2 protein-coding genes are annotated in these 23,143 nt (G+C 63.2%); both read right to left on the bottom strand.

Annotation, left to right across the window (positions count from 1 at the left end):
* Positions 1-20: 20 nt before the first annotated feature.
* Complete coding sequence (locus FJD38_RS17360; protein ID WP_146386536.1) at positions 21-11,750, bottom strand: non-ribosomal peptide synthetase; 11,730 nt, start codon at positions 11,748-11,750, stop codon at positions 21-23.
* Entirely contained in the window at positions 11,750-22,795 is an 11,046-nt protein-coding gene (locus FJD38_RS17355; RefSeq protein ID WP_146386534.1) for a non-ribosomal peptide synthase/polyketide synthase, read from the bottom strand. The genes FJD38_RS17360 and FJD38_RS17355 overlap by 1 nt, the downstream gene beginning before the upstream one ends.
* Positions 22,796-23,143: the final 348 nt, after the last annotated feature.

Here is a 23,143-nt window from a genome sequence, read left to right as displayed (position 1 = left end):
CCTTCGTGCCTCGTCAGCGGCTACGAGGATTGACGTTCAACCGCGTGTACAGCCAATAAGTCATCCAACTCCCCCAGTAAGGTCGTGTTACGCAGCAGGTCGTAATGCCCGCCGCTCAACACACCATGACTGGCACCCGCGCCGATTTGCGCCGCATGCACCCGACGTTCGTCTTCACGCCCGGCTACCCACCAGTGGTGCGCCGCCACTCGTGTGTGCGGCAAGGCGCATTGCCCCAACGCTAATTGCTTGAGGCGGGTGCCCACGGCGAATATCTGGCTCAATTCGGCCGCATCCAGCAGCCCGTGTTCGCCCAGTTGGCTGCGCGGCTTGGCCATTGCTGCGGCAATGGCCTCTTCGGCCCCCGTTTCGTCCACCACTGTCTGCGCTTCGTCTTGCGACAGCCCCAGCACAAAACGCAAGAAATCCTGCAAGTCTTCGCGCTCATCACTGGCTTGCGCGGTGCCCGCCACGTAGCTGTCGACCAAGCCGGCAAACGCAACGGTCTGGCCCTGGGCCTCCAGCGCTTGCGCCACCAACAGGGTCAACGCCCCGCCCAACGACCAACCCAGCAGGTGATACGGCCCACTGGCCTGTTGCTGGCGAATGCGTTCAGCGTATGCCTGCGCCATTGCCTGCAATGAGTCGTCCTGCCACTGCGGGTCGAGCAACATGCGGCATTGCACGCCATAGACGCTGCGGCGCCCGTCAAGTCGACGCGCCAGCGGCTCATAATCGAACACCGTGCCAAAGCCGGCGTGCAGACAGAACAACGGCGGCACATGGTTGACCCGGCTGTTGAGGGCCAACAAGGGATCAGGTGCCTGCGCACTGATCAGCGGCTCAAAACCGCTGAGTTCGGCAATACAGGGTTTTTGCATCAGATCGCGCAGTTTCAAGCTGATACCCAGCTGCGGCTGATTGCGCACCCGTGAAATCACCTTGAGCACCTGCAAAGAGTCACCGCCCAGTTCGAAGAAGTTATCGTCGATGCCCACCTGCTCCAGCCCCAACACCTCTTGCCAGATAACGGCCAAGGCGTGTTCCAGCGCGTTACGCGGTGCCCGGTACTGACCCTGCGCAAGCTGCGGCTCGGGCAAGGCCCGACGGTCGAGCTTGCCGTTGGCCGACAGCGGGAAACGGGCCAGCACAACGATCTGCGTCGGCACCATGTAATCCGGCAATTGACCTTGCAGGTGTTCTTTCAGCACCCGCTCCAGTCCGGCATTCGGGGCCGCCACCACATAGCCCACCAACTGTTTGCCGGTGACACCTTCCAGCACCTTGACCGCGGCATCCTGCACGCCCTCGCATTGACGCAAGCGCGCTTCGATTTCACCCAGTTCGATCCGGAAGCCACGAATTTTCACTTGCTGATCCAGTCGCCCCAGGTAATCGACCAAGCCGCACTCGCGCAGGCGCACCCGATCTCCGGTGCGGTACATGCGCCCGCCTTGGGCGTTGAACGGATCGGGCACAAAGCGCTCGGCACTCAACCCTGGCTGGCGGTGATAACCACGGGCCAGGCACTCACCGCCCAGATACAACTCGCCGCTGACGCCCACCGGCAACGGATTCATGTCGGCGTCCAGCACATACACGCCACGCCCGGCGACGCTGCGGCCAATCGGCGCGTACGCCGCCTCGCAGCATTCAGTCACCTCGGCACGCCAGAGCAACGGCGTGACCACGGTTTCAGTCGGGCCATAGCCATTGATCAGACGCTGAGGTTGCAGCGCTCGCTTGACCAGCTCAAAGCTGGCGTCCGGCACCGCATCGCCGCCAAAGCAGTAGGTATGAACCGCAGGTGGCGTGCCCTGTGTCAGCGCCACTTCGGCCAGTTGTTGCAAGTAGGCCGGCGGGAAGCACGCCACCGTCACCCGGTGCTCATGCAAGACCTGCAAGGTCTGCTCCGGCGTCCACAGCGTGTCGTCGCGAATCACCAAACTGCCCCCCGCCAACAGCACACTGAGCCAGCGCTCTTGAGCGCCGTCGAAGGCGAACGACATAAAGTGCAGCTCGCGGCTGGCCGAGGTCAGTTCATACAGATCAATGATGCCTTGACAATGCCGCGCAATCGGCTCGCGGGCCACCGCAACACCTTTGGGCTGGCCGGTGGAACCGGAGGTGTAAATCAGATACGCCAGCTGCCCGGCCAGTGCCTGGACTCGCTGCGGCTTGCCCTGAAGGTCGGTGAGTTGATCCAGCAACAGACGCGGCGTATCCGCGCTAAAGCGGACACGCTGATCCACATCACTGTTGCACAGCAGCAGGCTCGCGCCCGAGTCGTCGAGCATGAAGCCCAAGCGCTCGGCCGGGTAATCGAGATCCAGCGGCAGGTACGCCGCACCGGCCTTGAGCACCGCCAAAAAGGCCACGATGGTCTGTTCGGAGCGCGGCAAGGCCACCGCCACTATTTGCTCTGGGCCAATACCCTGCGCCTGCAACTGCATCGCCAGCGCATCGGCTTGAGCGTCAAGCGCGGCATAGCTCAGTTCGCGGCCGTCACAGAGCAACGCCGGGGCCTGGGGTTGGCGCACCACCTGCGCCGCAAAGCTGTGCAGCAGATCACGCACAGGCGCGGTGTCCTGCGGCAATTGAACCTGTGGCGCCGGCAGGCCGATATCACCGATCAGGCACGCGGCGTCCAGCGGCAATTGCGCCAGCAGGCCTTCCAGCTGGGCACGAATACGCTCCACTTGCTCGGCTGTAAAGCGTTCACGCAGGTACAGGTATTCCACCTCCAGCCCTTGCTCGGTAGCGCTGACCATCAAGTCCATCGGGAAGTTGGTCACGCCGCCACTGCCGACTTCGGCAAACGTCAATTCGCCGTCCTGCTCACCGCGCAAGGCGCGGTCAACCGGATGGTTTTCGAACACGATAATGCTGTCGAACAGCCCTTGGCCGCCCTGCCCGGCCCAACGCTGAATGTCCGCCAGCGGTGTGTGTTCGAAGTCGCGAATCGCCAGGTTGTAGGCCTGCAACTGACGCAGCCAGTCTCCCAGCGCTTGCTGCGGGTCGAGGGTCTGGATGACCGGCAAGGTATTGATAAACAGCCCGAGCATGTCCTGCGCTCCGGCCAGCTGGGTCGGTCGCCCGGCCACGGTTGCGCCGAAAGCCACGCTGCGCTGCCCGGTGTGACGCTGCAACAGCAGCAGCCATGCGCCCTGAATCAGCGTGTTAAGCGTGACCCGCTGACTGCTGGCAAAGCGCTGCAAACCGCGTGTCGCGTCGCTGTCCAGGTAGCTGTACAACACCCCGTGGCCGCTGCCCTCGGTATTGGCCGCATTGGCCAGAATCGTCGGTGTTTCAAGTCCGCTCAAACGTTCACGCCAGAAGCCTTCGGCGCTGCTCGCGTCTTGACGCTGCAACCAGTCGATATAGTCGCCATAGCGCCCGGTCAGTTCCGGCAGGCGTTGCTTGCCATACAGGCGCAGCATTTCACCCAGCAGGCGCGAGGCACTCCAGCCGTCCAGCAACAGGTGATGGTAGGTCCAGATCATCTGGAACTGGTTGTCGCCCAGACGCACCAGAGTAAAGCGCATCAGCGGCGGGCAGCTCAGATCAAAGCCACGGGCCTGATCGTCTGCGGCCAACGCCAGCAGCGCAGCCTCGGGGGCCGTGTGATCACGCCAGTCCAGTTCAACAATCGGTAACTGTGCGTGTCGATACACCGCTTGCAGCGGATCAGCCAAACCGTCACGCCACATAAAGGCGGCGCGCAGCACTTCGTGGCGTGCCAGCAGTGTGTCCCAGGCCGCGCGGAAACGCTCGACCTGCAAGCCCTCCACCGCCACGCTGAGCTGGTTGACATAGAGGTTCAGTTCCGGCGACTCGATGCAGTGGAACAACATGCCCTGTTGCATCGGCGACAGCGGGTACAGGTCATCCAGCTCGCTGCGATCCACTTGTACCGTCACCGGCACCTGCGCAAACGGCGCGGTGGCCACGCGGGCCTGCGCTTGCGGCTCGGCATTGACTGCCACGGCGGCCAACCCACGGATGGTCTGCGTCTCAAACAATTGCTTGGGGGTAAAGGCCAGCCCGCATGCCCCGGCACGGCTCACCGCTTGCAACGAGATGATCGAGTCGCCGCCCAGCTCAAAGAAGTTTTCGGTCACACCAATCGTGTCCAGCCCCAGCAGTTCCTGCCAGATGCCCACCAGCAACACCTCAGCCGGTGTCGCCGCTGGCACCCGATCCGCCACCTGACGATTGGCTTCGGGTTCAGGCAGTGCCTGCCGGTCGAGCTTGCCATTGGGGGTCAGCGGCAATGCCGCCAGGCACATCAGATGCGCCGGCAACATGTGCGCGGGCAAGCGGCTGCGCAGGTGGGCGATCAAGGCTTCGCGCAGTTGGGCCTCGTCGGCCAACGGATCGCGGGCCACGATATAGCCCGCCAATTGCCGGCTGACCGGGCCATCACGATCCACCACAAAGGCTTCGCGCACCCCCTCATGCTCCAGCAGGCAGGCTTCGATTTCGCCCAGTTCAATGCGGAAACCGCGAATCTTCACTTGCTGGTCGATGCGCCCCAGATACTCCACCACACCGTCTTCACGCAGCCGCGCCAGATCGCCACTGCGATACAACCGCGCACCCGGTACAAACGGGTCGGGTACAAAGCGTTCGGCGGTCAGCTCCGGGCGCTGGTGGTAGCCCCGGGCGATGCCTTCGCCACCCAGGTACAGCTCACCGGCAACCCCCACCGGCAGCAGTTGCAGGTTGGCGTCGAGTACATAGGCGCTGCGCTCGCCGACCGGACGGCCGATGGGCAGAAACGCCGAATCAAATTGCGTGTCGGGGTACGCGCACCAGATCAGCGGCGTGATCACGGTTTCGGTCGGGCCGTAGCCGTTGATGATGCGCGGCGGCTGCAACACCCGCTGCACTTCATCAAAGGCATGTTTGGGCATGCCTTCACCGCCTACGGTGTACGAACGAATCGGCAGAGTGCGCCCCGCTTCGCCGATGTAATCGGCCATCTGCAGCAGGTAGCTGGGAGTAAAGCAGGCAATGGTGATGCCGTGGCGCTGGATCTCTTCGCAGGTGCGTTGCGCGCTCCAGACTTCATCGTCACGGGGCATCAGCGCCGAGCCGAACACCAGCGGGGTCAACCAGCGCTCGTGGGCACCGTCAAAGCTGATGGAGGCAAATTGCAGTTCGCGGTCGTCCGGGGTCATGCCGTACAGCGCGCCAATCGACAAGCAATGCATGGCCAGCGGGCCGTGGGCGACGCTGACGCCTTTGGGCCGGCCGGTGGAGCCAGAGGTGTAAATCAGGTAGGCCAGATTGCGGGCATCGGTCAGGTTGACCGGGTTGCTTGAGGGCAGATGCCCCACCGCTTCGCGGTCCAGTTCCAGCACCGGCAAGCCGTCGATCTGTGGCACGGTATTGCGCAGCCATGACTGGCTGAGCAACAGCGCAATGCCGCTGTCCTGCATCAAATAGCTCAGGCGCTCGGCCGGGTAAGCCGGGTCGAGCGGCACATAGGCGCCCCCCGCCTTGAGAATCGCCAGCAGGCCAATAATCATCTGCGGTGAACGTTCCACTGCCAGACCGACCCGCACCTCAGGGCCAACACCCAGCTCTCGCAGGCGATGAGCCAGACGGTTGGCACGCTGGTTGAGGTCAGCGTAGGTGAACTGCGCGTGATCAAACATCAGCGCCAGCGCCTCGGGCCGGGTCGCGGTTTGCGCCTCGATCAGCTGATGCACGCACTGCTCGGTGACGGCCCCCGGCGCGGGGTTCCAGTCGTGCAGTTGGCGGGTTTGCTCCACAGCGCTCAACAGCGGCAATTGCCCGAGACTGACCTGCGGCGCGGCCACCATAGCGTGCAGCAGGCAGGCCAGATGCTCGCTCATGCGAGCAATGGCGGTCGGCTCGAAATGGCTGAGCAAAAAGCTCCAGGTCAGGCTCAGTTGACCTTCGCTGACCGCCGCCAATGTCAGCGGGTAGTTGGTGCGCTCATGATTGTCCGGCAGCGAGAAGCTCAAACCGTCCGGTGCGCCTTGCTGCAAGGCCTCGCTGATCGGGAAGTTTTCAAACACCAGCAGGCTGTCGAACAGCGGCTCGCCCGCACGACCGGCCCAGCGCTGTACATCGCTCAGGGCACTGAATTCATGCTCGCGCAGTTCAAGGTTGTGCGCCTGCAAGCGGCCCAGCCACTGGGCCACGCTTTCGGCCGCCTGCGGGCGAGTGATCACCGCCAGGGTATTGATAAACAGGCCCAGCTGGGTTTCAGCCCCCGGCAGGTCCACCGGGCGGCCTGACACCGTGGCACCGAACACCACGGTGTGCTGACCGCTGTAACGTTGCAACAACAGCGCCCATGCGCCTTGTACCAAGGTGTTGAGGGTGATGCTGTGCTGGCGGGCAAAGCGGTTAAACGCCTCGCTGCTCGCGGCATCGAACACCTGCCGATGATCGGCGTAAGCGCTGTTGTCCGAAAGCGTATGGGGAAGACTTTGGGCCAGCAGGGTCGGGTTCTCCAGCGTCGCTAACTGCGCGCGCCAGAAGGCTTCATCCGCCTGTGCGTCCTGCTCTTGCAACCAACCGATGTAATCGGCGAAGCGGCCTTGATGAGGGGCCACCTCGACGCCGGCATAGCGCTGCAGCACCTCGCCCAGCAGCAAGGCGTTGCTCCAGCCATCCAGCAATAAATGGTGGTGGGTGTAGATCAATTGCTGGCGCTGTTCGTCGAGGCGCACCAGCGCCAGACGCAGCAACGGCGGGTGGGCTGGGTCAAATTGCAAGCGCTCGCTGCGGGCCAGCAATTCCAGTTCGGCGGTCTGATCGGCTCGGCCGCGCCAGTCGAGTACGGTCAGCGGCAATTGCAATGAACGCTGCACCAGTTGCAGCGGTTCGCTGGCCCCTTGCGGCCAGTGGAAACCGCTGCGCAAGATCGGGTGGGCATCCAGCGTGGCTTGCCAGGCGCGTGCCAGACGGGCAGCGTCCAGGCCGGTGGCTTCAACGCTGAGTTGATTGACGTAAGCCCCCGCCTGCGGCTCATACAGGCTGTGAAACAGCAGGCCGTTTTGCATGGGTGACAGCGGATACACATCCTCAATCTGGCGAGGCGTGACCGGCAGTTGATCGAGCTGGGCCTGAGTCAGGCGGGCCAGCGGGAAGTCGGCCGGGGTCACGCCGCTGTGTTGCGGGTCAATGCAGTGCGCCACCAGCGCCTGCAAGTGCGCTTGAAAAGCCGCCGCCAGCGCTTCAATCACGGGCTTGTCGAAACAGTCCTGACTGAAGCTCAGGTCCAGTTTGAGTTCGCCGCCAAACACCTGACCGTCCACCGACAGCCAGTTGGCCAACGGTGAGTCCAGACTTTGCGCCGCGCCGCTGGCCTGCTGTGCCGGAACAAACAGCGCGTCGTCGCTGAAGCTCTGATCGAACTGCCCCAGGTAGTTGAACGTCACACGGGGCGCGGGTAACGCCGCCAGGCTGGCTTGCACCTCGGCATCGCCCTGAAAGCGCAACACGCCAAAGCCCAGGCCTTTGCCGGGAATGTCGCGCAATTGCTGTTTGATCGACTTGATCGAGGCGGCCATGTCCGCCGCCGGGGTCAATTTGACCGGGAACAAGCTGGTAAACCACCCCACGGTGCGGGTCAGGTCGAGGGTTTCAAAGACGTCTTCACGGCCGTGGCCTTCGAGTTGAATCAGCGCTGACGCCTCGCCACTCCAGTCGCACAGGGCGCGGGCCAGCGCCGTCAGCAACAGGTCGTTGACCTGCGTGCGGTACGCTGCCGGTGCGTGTTGCAGCAAGTGGCGGGTCTGCTCACGGTCCAGACCGAGGCTGACCACCTGCCGATGACGCAGCGCCTGACTGCCGTTTGCACGGGCATCGGGCAACGCGCCGCTGACGTCGTTCAACTGCTGCTGCCACCACTCAAGCTCTGCCGCCAGTTGTTCGCTGCTGGCGTAGGCGCTCAGTTGCGTCGCCCAGTCTTGCAGGGCGCTGGTTTTTTCCGGTAACGCCTGATCGGCGTAGGCTGCTTGCAGGTCTTCGAGCAGCACCCGCCACGACACGCCATCGACCACCAAATGGTGGATCACCAACAACAACCGCTGACCGCCGTTTTCATGGTCGATCAGCACGGCGCGCAGCAACGGGCCGTCGTGCAGCGAGAGGCTGCGCTGGGCTTCATCGCACAGCCCTTGCAAGGTGTCGTCGCTTTGCACCTGCGCCGTCCACAGCACATCCGTGGCGGCGGCGCTGTCCAGTGGCACATAGCGCGCCGTCCACTGCCCGTCCTGCTGGCGGAATTGCAACCGCAGGGCATCATGCTGTGCCAGCACTCGTTGCAGCGCGGTTTGCAGGCGCAGCAAGTCCAACGGTTGGCGCACGTCCAGCAACACCGACTGATTCCAGTGTTGGGGCTGCACGGTCTGGTTGGCAAAAAACCACTGCTGCACCGGGGTCAGGGTTTGCGTACCCACGACGGGGCCTTGGGCAATCTGCGGCGCGGCCTGCTGGCTGACCACAGCGGCCAGTGCGTGCAGTGTCGGTTGTTGAAACAGGTCGCGGGGCTGCAAGCGCAAACCGGCGCGACGGGCGCGGCTGACCACTTGAATGGAGATGATCGAATCCCCGCCCAGCTCGAAGAAGTTGTCCTGCCGACCGACCTGTTCGACACCCAGCACGTCTTGCCAAATGGCTGCCAGTTGCCGCTCGTTGTCGCTGCGTGGCGCTTCAAAAACACGCTGGCTGACGCTGACCTCAGGGCTCGGTAATTGCTTGCGGTCCAGTTTGCCGTTGGGGCTGAGCGGCATGTGGTCGATCAACATCAGGTGCGTCGGCACCATGTAGTCGGGCAAGGTGTGCAGCAGGTGCGCCTTGAGTGCTTCGCGCCATGCCGGCAGATCAAGCACGGCCTCGACCGGCACCAGATAAGCGACCAACTGGTTGCCCAGCGCCAACACCACGGCTTCCTGCACCTGCGGGTGTTCTTGCAGGCGCGCTTCGATTTCGCCCAGTTCGATGCGCAAGCCACGGATTTTTACTTGGTGATCAATTCGCCCGCAGTACTCGATGGCGCCATCGGCACGATAGCGGGCCAGATCGCCGGTGCGGTACAAACGCTCACCACGGCCAAATGGATCAACCACAAAGCGCTCGGCGGTCAGCGCCGGACGGGCATGGTAACCCCGCGCCAGCCCGGCACCAGCCAGGTAAAGCTCGCCGATCGCACCGCTGGGCAAGGGCCGTAATTCGGGGCTGAGGATATAGGTGCGCAGGTTGGCGATGGGGCGGCCAATCGGCACGTTGTCGCGGCCCTCTTCTACGCAGGTCCAATGGGTCACGTCGATGGCCGCTTCGGTCGGGCCATACAGGTTGTATAGCCGGGCCTGCGGCAGGCAGTTGAAGGTCTGGCGCTGCAAGGTCATCGGCAAGGCTTCGCCACTGCACACGATGCGTTGTAAGGACGTACAGCGAGCGGCTTCGTCGGCGCTGATAAAGGCTTGCAGCATCGACGGCACAAAATGCAGGGTGGTGATCGCTTGTTCGACGATCAGGGCCGCCAGTTGTTGCGGATCGCGGTGGGCGCCAGGGGCTGCGACCACCAAAGTGGCGCCGTGCATCAACGGCCAGAAAAACTCCCACACCGACACATCAAAACTGAACGGGGTTTTCTGCAACACCCGGTCTTCGGGAGTCAGGTCATAGGCCTGTTGCATCCACGCCAGACGGTTGTACAGCGCGCCGTGACTGTTGCCAGCACCTTTGGGCTTGCCCGTGGAACCGGAGGTGTAAATCACATAGGCCAGGTTTTGTGCGCACGCGGTGTTGGTCAGGTTGTCCGCACTGACATCGCTGAGCCAGTGGGCTGACGACTCAAGGCACCGGTGTGCCAGCCCAGCCGGCACAGGCAAAGCGGCCAGCAGGTGCGCTTGAGTCAACAGCAGGCTGATACCGCTGTCGTCGAACATATAGGCAAGACGTTCAGCCGGGTATTCCGGGTCCAGCGGCACATAGGCACCGCCTGCCTTGAGAATCGCCAACAGACCGATCACCAGCTCCAGCGAGCGCTCACAAGCAATACCCACCCGCACTTCGGGGCCGACGCCCTGCTCGCGCAATGTATGCGCGAGACGGGTGGCCCGCTGATTCAACTCGGCGTAAGTCAGGCGTTGCCCGGCAAATACCAGCGCGCAGGCATCCGGGGTGGCCGCCGCTTGTGCTTCGATATGCAGATGCACGCACTCGGGGCCGTGATAGTCCTGTTGTGTGGCATTGAGGCCATAGAGCGTGGCCTCGCTTTCGCCCGCCGAGAGCATCGGCAACTCGCCAATGGCGCACTCGGGGTTGGCCACAATCGCGCCCAGCAGGTTGCGCCAGTGGCGGGCCAGGGTGTCGATGCGCGCGGCGTCAAACAGGTCGGTGGCGTAGGTCAGGCTGGCCAGCAACCGCTCGCCTTCTTCGTGGGTGTCCAGTTGCAGGTCGAATTGAGCGGTGCGGCCTTGCCACTCCAGGCTTTCGACTTCAAGACCGGCGAGCATCCCGCCCAGCGCGCCGGGACGACTTTGCTGGTGGTTGAACATCACCTGAAACAGAGGGCTGTGACTCAGGCTGCGCTCGCCTTGCAGGGCATTGACCAGACGCTCGAACGGCACGTCCTGATAACCTTGGGCATCCAGCGAGCGGTCGCGGGTTTGCTCCAGCAAACGGGCAAACGGCAGGCGCCCGTCCAGCTCGGCGCGCAGTACCTGGGTGTTGACGAAAAAACCGATAAGGCCATGGGTTTCGGCACGGTTGCGGTTGGCCACCGGCACGCCGATACGCAGGTCGGTCTGGCCGCTGTAGCGATGCAGCAACGCCTGAAAACTGGCCAGCAACAGCATAAAAGGGGTCACGCCGCGTTGGCGCGCCAGCGTCATCAAGCCCTTGGCCAGTGCGGGCTCAAGCGCAAAGTCCAGCCGCGCGCCATGCTGGGTCGGTTGCGCGGGGCGCGAACGGTCGCCGGGCAGTTCAAGCACGGGCTGTTCAAGCACGGGCTGTTCCGTGCCCAATTGCGCGCGCCACCAGTCCAATTGGCGCTCCAGCTCGCCTGCCTCCATCCAGCGCCGTTGCCACAGCGCGTAGTCGGCGTATTGAATCGGCAAGGCCGGCAACTCGGCGCTGCGGCCTTGGGCATGGCCGGCGTAGAGCGCAGAGAACTCTTCGATCAGTACGCCCATCGACCAACCATCGGCGACGATATGGTGCAGGGTCAACACCAGCACATGATCGTCGTTGTCCAGTTGCATCAGGCTGACGCGCAGCAACGGGCCGTGTTGCAGATCGAAAGGTTGGGCGATGTCCTGCTCGACCTGACGCAACGCACAGGCCATGCGCTCTGGCGAGGGTTGATCGCGTAAATCATGCTGCGTTAAGCGCAAGGTCGAGCCGTGCAACTGTTGGCGCACTTGCCCGTCTTCTTCGGTGAAGCCGGTGCGCAAGCTGTGATGACGCTCCAGCAGCGCGTCAAAACTCTGTTGCAAGGCCTCGACGTTGAGCGTGCCGCGCAACCGCAGGGCGGCGGGGATATGGTAGGCCGCACCCTCGGGATCAAGCTGCCACAAAAACCACTGGCGCTGCTGCGCATAAGACAGTTCGCACGGCTCATTGGCGGGTGCGGTGGGCGGAATCGGCAGTTGACCAAAACTGACGCCCTGCTCCTGCATTTTTTGCAGAAATTCGCGGCGCTGCTGCGGCGCAAGGCTGGCGAAACGGTTGGCAATGCGCCAGGCGGTTGCGTTTTCCATCAGTTGATCTCCATCTCGTCGAGCAGCGATTCAAGCGCGCTCAAACGAACAGCGTTATCCGCAGGCGTTTGGGCCTGTGCCAAAGCGGCATAGGTGTGCAAGTCAGTGGCCTCGAACAGCGCACGCAGCGCCAGTTCGATGCCCAATTCAAGTTCGACCCGGGCACTGGCCTGAGCCGCGAGCAACGAGTGCCCGCCCAATTCAAAGAAGTTGTCGTCACGACCGACACGCTCGACCCCCAGCACGCTGGCCCAAATCGCCGCCAGTTGGGTTTCCAGCTCGCCCTCCGGGGCCCGGTAAGGTCGCTGCCATACCTCGGCGTCGGGCAGGGGCAAGGCTTTGCGGTCGAGTTTGCCGTTGCCGGTCAGGGGCAGTTCGTCGAGCAGCAGCCAATGGCTCGGCACCATGTAGTCCGGCAGGTCGACTTTGAGCGCCGCCCGCAGTTGCTCGCGCCACAGCAGCGGATCGACCGGCGTGTGATCCGCCACCACGTAGGCGCACAGCTGGTCTTGGTGCACGCTGAGTACCGCTTCGGCCACGCCGATTTGCTGCTTGAGGCAGGCTTCGATTTCACCCAGCTCGATACGGAACCCGCGAATTTTCACTTGCTGGTCGATGCGGCCCAGATACTCGATATTGCCGTCCGCCCGCTGACGGGCCAGATCGCCGCTGCGGTACAGGCGCTCACCGGCCATAAAGGGGCTGGCGACAAAGCGCTCGGCGGTCAGCCCGGCACGCCCGTGATAGCCCCGCGCCAGACCGGCACCGGCGATATACAGCTCACCCGCGCAGCCTTGCGCAACGGGCTGCAGCTGACTGTCGAGCAAGTACCAGCTGAGGTCGTTGAGGGGCCGGCCAATCGGGCTTTGCACCTTGGCATCAAGGTCGCTCGGGCTCAGCGCACGGAAGGTCACATGCACCGTGGTTTCAGTAATGCCGTACATGTTGACCAGGGTGGTCTGATGGCTGCCAAAACGCTCATACCACGGGCGCAGGCTGGACACTTCCAACGCTTCACCGCCGAAGATCACCCAACGCAACGCCAGCGGTTGCGGGCTGTTGCAGGCAACCGGCAGCAGTTGGCGGAAAGCGGTGGGTGTCTGGTTGAGCACCGTCACCTGTTCGTCGCACAGCAACTGGTGAAACGCCTGCGGCTCACGGCTGATGTAGTACGGCACGATCACCAGACGCCCGCCGGTGCACAGCGCGCCAAACAACTCCCACACCGAGAAGTCGAAAGCGTAGGAATGGAACAGCGTCCACACATCGCTCGGGCCGAAATTGAACGACCCCTGTGTCGCGCTGAGCAAGCGGGTGACGTTGGCGTGGCTCAACAGTGCGCCTTTGGGCCGACCCGTAGAGCCGGAGGTGTAGATCACATAGGCCAGGTTGTCGGCGTGGGTCAGGTTGCCAAGGTTTTGTTCGCTGAAACCGTCCAGCACCAGATGCTCCAGGCACAGGGTCTGCACGCCCACCCGTGGCGGCAGGTTTTCCAGCAAGTGCTCTTGGGTCAGCAACAGGTGAATGCCGCTGTCTTCAATCATGTAGCTCAAGCGTTCCGCCGGGTACTGCGGATCGAGCGGCACATAGGCGCCGCCCGCCTTGAGAATGGCCAGCAGGCCGACCACCAGCGGCATCGCCCGTTCGGTGGCAATGCCCACCCGCACGTCCGGGCCTACTCCCAGTTCGCGCAGTTTGCGCGCCAGCCGGTTGGCTTGCGCATTCAGCTCGCCGTAGCTCAGGGACGCGTGCGCACAACGCAAGGCCACGGCCTGCGGCTGTAGCGCCGCCTGTGCTTCAAACAGCTGATGCAGGTTGAGGCTTTGCACCTGAGGTTCCAGCACCGGGTTCCAGTGTTCGATCAAGCGAAGTTGTTCAGCGCTGTCGAGCAGCCCCAGTTCGGCAATTCGCTGCTGCGGCTCACTGACCACGGCGCGCAGCAGATTGAGCCAATGCCCGGCCAGACGCTCGATGGTGGCCGCGTCATACACGTCACGGGCGTAGGTCAGGCTGGCGCGCAGATGCTCGCCCTGCTCTTCGGTGTCCAGCGCCAGGTCGAACTGGGCGGTGTGCTGCTGCCAGTCCATGCGCTCCACGGTCAGCCCTTCGAGCACCCGTTCAACGCTGTCGCCGATGGCCCGCTGATGGTTGAACAGCACCTGAAACAGCGGGCTGTGGCTCAGGCTACGCTCGGGTTGCAAGGCGTCTACCAGTTGCTCGAACGGCAGGTCTTGATGGGCCTGTGCCCACAGCGACGAGCGCTTGACCTGCTGCAACAGGCTGGCAAAGGTTTGTTGGCCGTCGATCTCGGCGCGCAGTACCTGAGTGTTGATAAAGAAGCCGATCAGGCCTTCCGTTTCAAGCCGCCCGCGTCCGGCATTGGGCACGCCGACATTGATGGTCGACTGGCCGCTGTAGCGGTGCAGCAGCGTCTGATAGCTGGCGAGCAGCAACATAAACAGGGTCACATTGTGCTGCTGAGCCACTTGCCGCAGCCCGGTGGCCAACGCCGGTTCCAGCGCCAGTTCCAGACGCGCGCCGCGCTCGCTGCGAATCGCCGGGCGAGTCAGTTCGCTGGGCAGTTGCAACGGTGTGTGGTGAGTGCCCAGTTGCTCGCGCCAGGCGCTGAGCTGACGCTCGCCCTCGCCCGCTTGCAACCACTCACGCTGCCACGCCGCGTAGTCGGCATAGCTCACGGCCAAGGCTGGCAACCGGGCTGCCTGCCCTTGTACATGGGCCTGATACAGCGCACTGAATTCATCGACCATCACCTGCATCGACCAGCCATCGGCGGCGATATGGTGCACGGTCAGTACCAACACATGCTCGTCGGCCGCGACCTTGAGCAACAGCACCCGCAGCAGCGGGCCATTGCGCAGGTCAAAGGGCTGACGCATTTCTTCGGCCACCTGCGCCTCGATCTGCGCCGCGTCGGCGCTATCCAGCGTCAACTCACGCAGGGCCAGCGGCAGATGGGCGTGCAGCACGCCACGGGCCTGTTCGCCGTCCTGAACAAAGGTGGTGCGCAACGTGGCATGACGCGCTTGCAGGTCGTTGAAACTGTGCAGCAAAGCGTCGCGATGCAGCGTGCCCTTGAGGCGCAACGCTGCCGGGATGTTGTACGCGGCGCTGTCCGGGTCCAGTTGCCAAAGGATCCACTGACGTTGCTGGGCGTAAGACAGCACACCGGGATGGTCCGCCGCCAAGCGTTGCAACGGCGGTTGGCTGACGGCGCGGGGCTGCGCCGCACAGCGCGCAGCAAACTCGCTGAACACGCTGGTTTCAAACAGGCTACTCAGGGGCAATTCAATGGCCAGTTGCTGACGCACGCGGGACACCACTTGCGCCACCAGCAAGGAATGGCCACCCAGCTCGAAGAAATTGTCGTCGCGGCTCACCGCCTCCAGTTTGAGCACTTCCTGCCAAATCGCCGCCATCACGGTTTCGACCCCCGGCTGCGGGGCAATCACCTCGCGCTGCCAGTCTGCCGCTTGGGCCTTTGGGAGCGCCTTGCGATCCACTTTGCCGTTGGCATTGCGCGGCAGGCCGGGCAAGGCCAGCCATTGCAGCGGCACCATGTACTCGGGCAACTGGGCTTTTAGCCCGGCCTTGAGGTGTTCACGCAATGCGCTCCAGTCGCGGGCGTCATCGTCGGGCACGACAAAGGCCACCAGCGCTTTGCCGGTCGGCCCGTCCTGCACCACAACGGCGGCTTCGCGCACGCCATCCAGGTCACGCAGGCGCGATTCGATTTCTCCCAGTTCGATGCGGAAACCGCGCACTTTGACTTGCTGATCGATACGGCCCACGTATTCCAGTTGGCCGTCGACCCGGCGCCGCGCCAGATCGCCAGTGCGGTACAACCGTTCGCCCGCCTGTTGCGCAAACGGGTTGGGCAGGAACACCGCCGCACTGCGCGACGGGTCACTGAAATAACCGCGACCAACCCCCGTGCCGGCGACATACAGCTCACCCACCACGCCCGCAGGCACCGGCGACAAGCCGCCGTCCAGCACGTACAAACGGTTGTTATCGGTGGCCAGACCAATCGGCAAGTAAGCCCCGGCCGCCGACTCTGCATCCACGCGAAACAGCGCCACGTCGTCCGAACACTCTGCGGGGCCATAAGCGTTGACCAGACCGATCTGCGGGTGGCGCTGCAACCAGCGCCGCGCCAGTTCCGGCGGCATGGCTTCGCCGGTCGGGAGCATCCAGCGCAAGCTGTGCAATGAGCCATGCGCCTCGTCGAGCAGGCTGTGAATCAGCGACGGCACGCTCTCCAGCACGCTGATGCCGCGTGCGTCGACATGGGCCAGCAAGGCCGCCGGATCATGGGCGATGGCGTTGGGCACGATGTCGACCTGGGCGCCAAACAACGGCGCGGCGAGGAACTGCCACACCGATATATCGAAGCTTTGCGAGGCGGTCTGGGCGATCACGTCAGCGCTGGCGAGGTCAAAGTACGGCTTTTTGCTCAGTTGGTTATTGAGCATGCCCGCCTGTTCGACCATCACCCCTTTGGGCGTGCCGGTGGAACCGGAGGTGAAGATCACATAGGCCAGCGCGTTTGGCGCGGTATAGATCCCCGGCTGTTCGACTGAACAGGCACCGCTCTGCACCTCGTCCCAGACCAACAGCTGAGGACGCTGCGCCGGTGCCAGCAGCGCCAACATCTCCACAGCCTGATCGCGGCAGGCGCTGCTGGCCACCAGCGCAGGCACCTTGCCCAGTTGCAGCAGGTCGAGCAAACGCTGGGTTGGCAATTGCGGATCCAGCGGCAAGTACGCCGCACCCGCCTTGAAACTGCCGAGCATCATGCCGAGCAGCGTCAGGCTGCGCTCTGTCAGCAAGGCCACGGGCTGATCAACGCCAATTCCGACGCTTATCAAGGCCCAACCAAGCCGGTTGGCGCGGGTATCGAGATCGCTGTACGTCCACTGTTGCTCAAGGCAGGTGGCAACCACTTGGTCAGGATGGGCCGCCACCTGCTTTTCAAACAAGCGCACATAGCCCTGTTCCAGCGGGTAGTCACGAGCGGTGTGGTTACCCGCTTGCAACAAGGCGTCGCACTCGGCACGGGCAACTACCGGCAGGTCTGCGAACTGGCCCTCGGCATGTTCACCAATGGCCAACAGCAGGCGCTTGAAGTCAGCCAGCAAGCGCTCGGCGGTGGCGTCGTCGAAGAAGCGTTTGTCGTACGACAGGTGCAAGCCGAGCGCATCGCCGGGGTACACCACCACGGTCATCGGGTAGTTGGTGTGGGTGCGCGCGCTGTCTGACTTGGCGTTGATTTGCGCGGCGCCACTGGCCACGGCGCTTTCCACCGGGGCATTTTCATACACGAACAGGCTGTCGAAAATGTTTTGGCCTTTCTCCAGCGCGCTGCACGCCTGAATGTTCAGCAACGGCAAATGCTCGTGCTCACGCAGCGCCAGATTGTGCTCGAACAGTCCTTGCAGCCATTCACGCACGCTGACGTTCTGACCGGCACGGGGCAAACGCATCCGCAACGGGATGCTGTTGATAAACAGCCCCACGGTGTCCTGCATTTCCGGGCGATTGATCGGGCGACCCGCCACGGTAACGCCGAACAGCACTTCATCCAGACCGCTGTAACGCTGCAACACCAGCGCCCACGCAGCTTGAGTCAGAGTGTTGACGGTCAACTGGTAACGCTGGGCCAGTTCACGCAGGGCTCGGCCTTGCGTCACTTCCAGATCGGCATACACATCGCCGATCTCGGAAAAACCGCCCTGACGGCGCAGTGCACGGTCAAACGGCAGCGGCGTCGGCTGCTCAAAACCGGCCAGCTCGATGGCCCAGGCGTCCAGCGCCTCACGCTCGCCTTGCTCTTGCAGCCACTGGATAAAGTCGCGGTAGCGCGCCGCCGGGGCCAGAGTGCGTTCGCCGCTGTACAACGCGAAGAAATCTTGCAGCAGCAGCGAGCGGCACCAGGCATCAATCAGGATGTGGTGATTACTGAGGATGAACCAGTAATGCCCGGCGCTGCGTCGGATCAGACGCAGGCTGAAAGGCGGCGTGTCAAGCAGGTCAAAACCCTGCGCCCGGTCTTGCGCCAGCAAGGCTTGCAGCGCGGCCTCGTGTTCCGCTTCGGGGCGTTCGCTCCAGTCATGCACCTGCACCGTGGGGGCGGCGTCACGGTGGATGATTTGCAGCATGCGGCCGTCATCGTCGAGGCTGAAAGAGGCACGCAGGGCATCGTGCCGCTGGGCCACGGCGTGCCAGGCCGCCGTAAAGCGCGGCAGGTCGATTTCACTGTCGATGATGTAGCGGTCTTGCATGAAGTAGATGCCGGAACCGGGTTCCAGCAAGGTGTGCACCAGCAGACCTTGCTGCATCGGCGACAGCGGGTAGATGTCTTCGATGTCGCGGGCCGGCACCTTGAGCATGTCCAGTTGGGCCTGGGTCAGTTGCGCCAGCGGGAAGTCGGACGGGGTCATGCCGCCCTGTTCATGGTTTACGCAGTGTTCGATCAAGGCGCTCAGTTCACGCTGGTAGTCATCGACCAGCGCCTGAATAGTCGCCGCGTCGTACATCTGCTCGCTGTACGTCCATTGCAGGCTCAACTCGCCGCCATACACCTGCCCTTCGATGCTCAGCCAGTTGGCCAGCGGCGCCTGTTCATCCTGTGCCCGCCCGGCGCTTTCGGTGGCCGGGGTGAACAGCGCCTGCTCGTCAAACTGACGGTCAAACTGGCCCAGGTAGTTGAAGGTAATGCGCGGTGTGGCCAAGGCAGCCAGTTGCGAACCCACTTCGGCGCCCGCCAGATAACGCAGCAGGCCATAGCCCACACCTTTTTCCGGGACGCTGCGCAGTTGTTCCTTGATCGATTTGAGCGAGTCACCAAGGTCTGCGGTCGGGGTCAGTTGCACCGGGAACAGACTGGTAAACCAGCCCACGGTGCGTGACAGGTCGAGGTCGGCAAACAGCTCTTCGCGGCCGTGCCCTTCCAGCTGAATCAGGCTGCTGGCCTGCCCGCTCCAGCGGCAGATAACCCGTGCCAATGCGGTCAACAGCAGGTCGTTGACCTGGGTGCGATAGGTCGCCGGGGCCACTTGCAGCAGTTGGCGGGTCAGCTCGTGATTGAGCTTGAGTTCGAGGGTGCGACCGTCACGGCTGTGCAATCCGGCCTCGGCCCGGTCTTGGGGCAATGCGCTGGAGGCACCGACCAATTGCTGTTGCCACAGCGCAAGCTCATCCACACGGGCCTGTGCGGCGTCTGACAGGCGCGCCGTCCAGGCTTGATAGGCGCTGGTTTTGGCCTGCGGCGGTTGAGCGGGTGAGCTGTAAAACTGTTGCAGGTCTTCAAGCAACACGCGCCATGACACGCCATCGACCGCCAGGTGATGCACCACCAGCAGCAAACGCTGACTGTGATCCGGCAGATCGACCAACAGTGCGCGCAGCAACGGGCCGTTTTGCAGGTCGAGGCTGCGCTGGGCTTGCTCGCACAGACTGTGCAGTTCATCACTGGAGGCTGCCTGTTTATGCCACAACAGGGTATCGCCCGGCAGTTCGGCATAGGCTTGCTGCCAGCGGCCGGCGTGCTGCTCGAAGCGCAGGCGCAAGGCGTCGTGATGGCTTAACAGGGTGTGCAGGGCCTGCTCTAGCTGAGCCGCCTCAATGGGCTGACGCGGGTGCAGTAACAGGGACTGGTTCCAGTGCTGGCGAGCGGGCATCGGCTGGTCGAAAAACCACTGTTGCACCGGGGCCAATGCCACAGCACCGGTGGCGACTCCCTGATCAATCTGACTGTGGCTGCTCAATTGAGCGACACGGGCCAGGCTGCGGATGGTCTGGTGCTGGAACAGATCACGCGGGCTAAAGGCGATACCGGCCTGACGCGCACGGCTGACCACTTGAATGGAAATGATCGAGTCGCCCCCCAGGGCGAAGAAGTTGTCATCAACGCCGACCTGCGCCACGCCCAGCACGTGCTGCCAGATGTCGGCCAGGCACTGTTCCAGTGTGTTGTTCGGTGCCGCATAGCCTTGCTGCACCGCACTCAGGTCGGGCCGTGGCAATGCTTTGCGTTCCAGCTTGCCGTTGGGTGACAGCGGCAAGCGCTCAAGGCTGACCCAGTGACTGGGCACCATGTATTCCGGCAGCCCGGCTTGCAGGTGAGCGGTCAGCGCCGCTTGCCAATCCTCGGCGCTGGCCGGGTCTTCAAGCACTACGTAGGCCACCAGTTGCTTACCGTCGAGTACCAGCACCACGGCCTCGCGCACGGACGGCTGTTCGACCAGCCGCGCTTCAATTTCCCCCAGTTCAATGCGCAAACCGCGCAATTTGACCTGATGGTCGAGACGGCCCAGATACTCAATCACCCCGTCGACCCGCTGGCGCACGAGGTCGCCGGTGCGGTAAAGACGCTGCCCCGGATTGAACGGGCATGGCACAAAGCGCTCGGCAGTGAGTGCCGCGCGACGGTGGTAATTGCGCGCCAGCCCGGCACCGCCCAGGTACAACTCACCCGCCACGCCCACGGCCACCGGCGACAGGTCGGCGTCGAGCACCAGGGTGCGCAGGTTGGCGATCGGCAAGCCAATCGGCACGCTCGCGCTGCCTTCGTCCACACAGGTCCAATGGGTCACGTCGATGGCGGCTTCGGTAGGGCCATACAGGTTGTACAGCTCAGCCTTGGGCAACTTGCCGAACACCTGTTGCTGCGCATCCACCGGCAGCGCTTCACCGCTGCACACGATGCGCCGCAGACTGTGACACTGCTCGACGCCCGTCTCGTGAATAAAGGCCTGCAACATCGAGGGTACAAAGTGCAGCGTGGTGATGCGTTGCTCGCGAATGGTGTCGATCAGGCGCAGCGGTTCACGGTGCTCCCCAGGTTGCGCCAGCACCAGCCGTGCGCCGGTCAGCAACGGCCAGAAAAACTCCCACACCGAGACGTCAAAACTGAACGGGGTCTTTTGCAACACCGCGTCTTCGGCGGTCAGCGTGTAGGCCTGCTGCATCCAGCTCAGGCGGTTGACCAGCGCCGCGTGGGTGTTGCCTGCGCCCTTGGGACGGCCCGTGGAGCCGGAGGTGTAGATGACATAGGCAAGGTGCTGCGAATCCTGAGCAACCACCAGGTTGTCGTCGCTGTAAGCGTCGAGCCATTCAGTGTTCTGATCGAGGCAGATGACCGTGACCCCGGTCACCGGCAATTTTGTCAGCAGCGCAGTCTGGCTTAACAGCAGGCCAATGCCGCTGTCTTCAATCATGTAAGCCAGCCGCTCCTGCGGGTAATCCGGGTCGAGCGGCACATAGGCTCCGCCCGCCTTGAGGATGGCCAGCAGGCCAATGACCATCTCCAGCGAGCGCTCGACCGCGACACCCACCAGCACATCCGGGCCAACGCCCTGCTCGCGCAACGCGTACGCCAGTTGGTTGGCGCGGGCATTGAGCTGGGCGTAGGTCATGGCCTGTGCGCCAAATATCAGAGCGCTTGCCTCAGGCGTACGGGTGACCTGTGCTTCGATCAGCTGTTGCAGGCAGGTGTGGGTCGGGTAATCGACCTGAGTGCTGTTCCAGTCGTGCACCTGAGCCTGTACTTCACCGGCATCAAGCATCGGCAATTCGCCGACACGGCGCTCGCTGTTGTCTACCAGTGCGCGCAGCAGGTTGCTCCAGTGACGCGCCATGCGGGTGATGGTGCTGGCGTCGAACAGATCATTGGCATAGGTCAGCGCCGCGTGCAGACGGCCGCCTTTTTCGTAGGTGTCCAGGCTCAGGTCGAACTGCGTGGTGCGCCCTTGCCACTCAATCAGCCCCAGCTCCAGGCCCGACGCCGTGCTCACCGCTTCTATATCCGCCACGTTTGGCTGGTGGTTGTACATCACCTGAAACAGCGGGTTGTGGCTCAGGTTGCGTTCAAGCTTGAGGGCTTCGACCAATTGCTCGAACGGCAACTCCTGATGCGCCTGAGCACCGAGTGCGGTTTCTTTGACGGCGCTTAACAGCTCGGCCACTGAGGTCTGCGCAGTGAGTTGGGTGCGCAGCACCTGGGTGTTGACGAAAAACCCGATCAGCCCTTCGACTTCACGGCGATTGCGGTTGGCAATCGGCACCCCGACACGCAGATCACTCTGGCCGCTGTAGCGGTGCAGCAGAATATTGAAGGCCCCCAGCAGCAGCATGAACAGGGTCACTTGATGCTGCTGTGCCAGTGCTCGCAGTTGTTCGACCAACTCCGGCGCCACGGCGAACTCATGACGGGTGCCTTGATAACTTGGCATCGCGGGGCGCGGGTAATCGGCGGGCAACGCCATGACCGGGTGTTCATCACCCAACTGGGCTTGCCAGTACGTCAACTGCCGCGCCTGCTCACCCGCCTCCAGCCAGCGGCGCTGCCACAGGGCGTAATCGCTGTATTGAATGGGCAAATCAGCCAGTTGCGGGGTATGCCCGCGCTCAAAAGCGTCATAGCTGCGGATGAACTCGTCGATCAGCACATTCATCGACCAGCCGTCCGAGACGATATGGTGCAAGGTCAGCAGCAGTACGTGCTCGCACGGGTCCAGCTTGAGCAGCTTGATGCGCAGCAACGGGCCGCTGGCCAGATCGAAGGGTTGCAGCGATTGCTGCTGAGCCTGAGCGGCAACTGCCTGTTCGCGCTCGATCACGGGCAACAGGCTCAGATCCACCTGTTCGACCACAAGCGGGGCACTTAACGGCGCCTGTTCGAGGCTGTCATCCGGGTTCTGGCGAAACACCGTGCGCAGGGTTTCGTGGCGCTGCACCACGTGGGTGAAGGCTTGCTCCAGCGCGGCAATGTTCAGCGCACCCTTGAGGCGTACCGCACCCGGCAGGTTATAGGCGCCGCTGAGTGGGTCGAGCTGCCATAAAAACCACATGCGCCGCTGCGCGTAGGACAAGGCATGGCGGTCGGCCTGTGGCACATCGGCCGGGATGGGGAACTGCGAAAAGTCGATCCCTTCCGCACGCAGACCGTCGAGGAATAACTGACGTTTTTCCAACGGCAACTCGATGAACCGGCGGGCAAGTTTGAGGGACTTCTCAGCATTCATCTGGGGGCTTCCGTAGGTATTGGCTATCGAGCTTTGGCTCGGCTATCCCTACGGAACGGATGGGGTGGGGGGAAAATTAAAGCAATGCCCCCGTAGCAGTTGCCGAAGGCGACGTTCGATTGCGCAGCGATCGTAAAACCTGCGTGCGCGGTTTACCTGACGCACCGAGCGCTCTGGTTTTACGACGGCTGCGCCGCCGGACGTCGCCTTCGGCAACTGCTACGCCTTAAATTCAGTGCAACCTCACGACCCGGTGTATCAGATACATCGAGCGTCCAGCGCTTGCGACGACTGCATCGCCGATCGCAGCCTTCGTGCCTCGGCAGCGGCTACAGAGATCGCCCGTGA

It is taken from the genome of Pseudomonas saxonica (assembly GCF_007858365.1).
GTDB classification, from domain to species: domain Bacteria; phylum Pseudomonadota; class Gammaproteobacteria; order Pseudomonadales; family Pseudomonadaceae; genus Aquipseudomonas; species Aquipseudomonas saxonica.
The sequence above is the reverse complement of the archived record's forward strand: the minus strand, read 5'-3'. Positions and strand labels throughout refer to the sequence as shown.

Excerpts from the sequence above, each read along its gene's own strand:
- FJD38_RS17360 (WP_146386536.1), bottom strand. The coding sequence starts at position 11,750 with ATGGAAAACGCAACCGCCTGGCGCATTGCCAACCGTTTCGCCAGCCTT.
- FJD38_RS17355 (WP_146386534.1), bottom strand. The coding sequence starts at position 22,795 with ATGAATGCTGAGAAGTCCCTCAAACTTGCCCGCCGGTTCATCGAGTTG.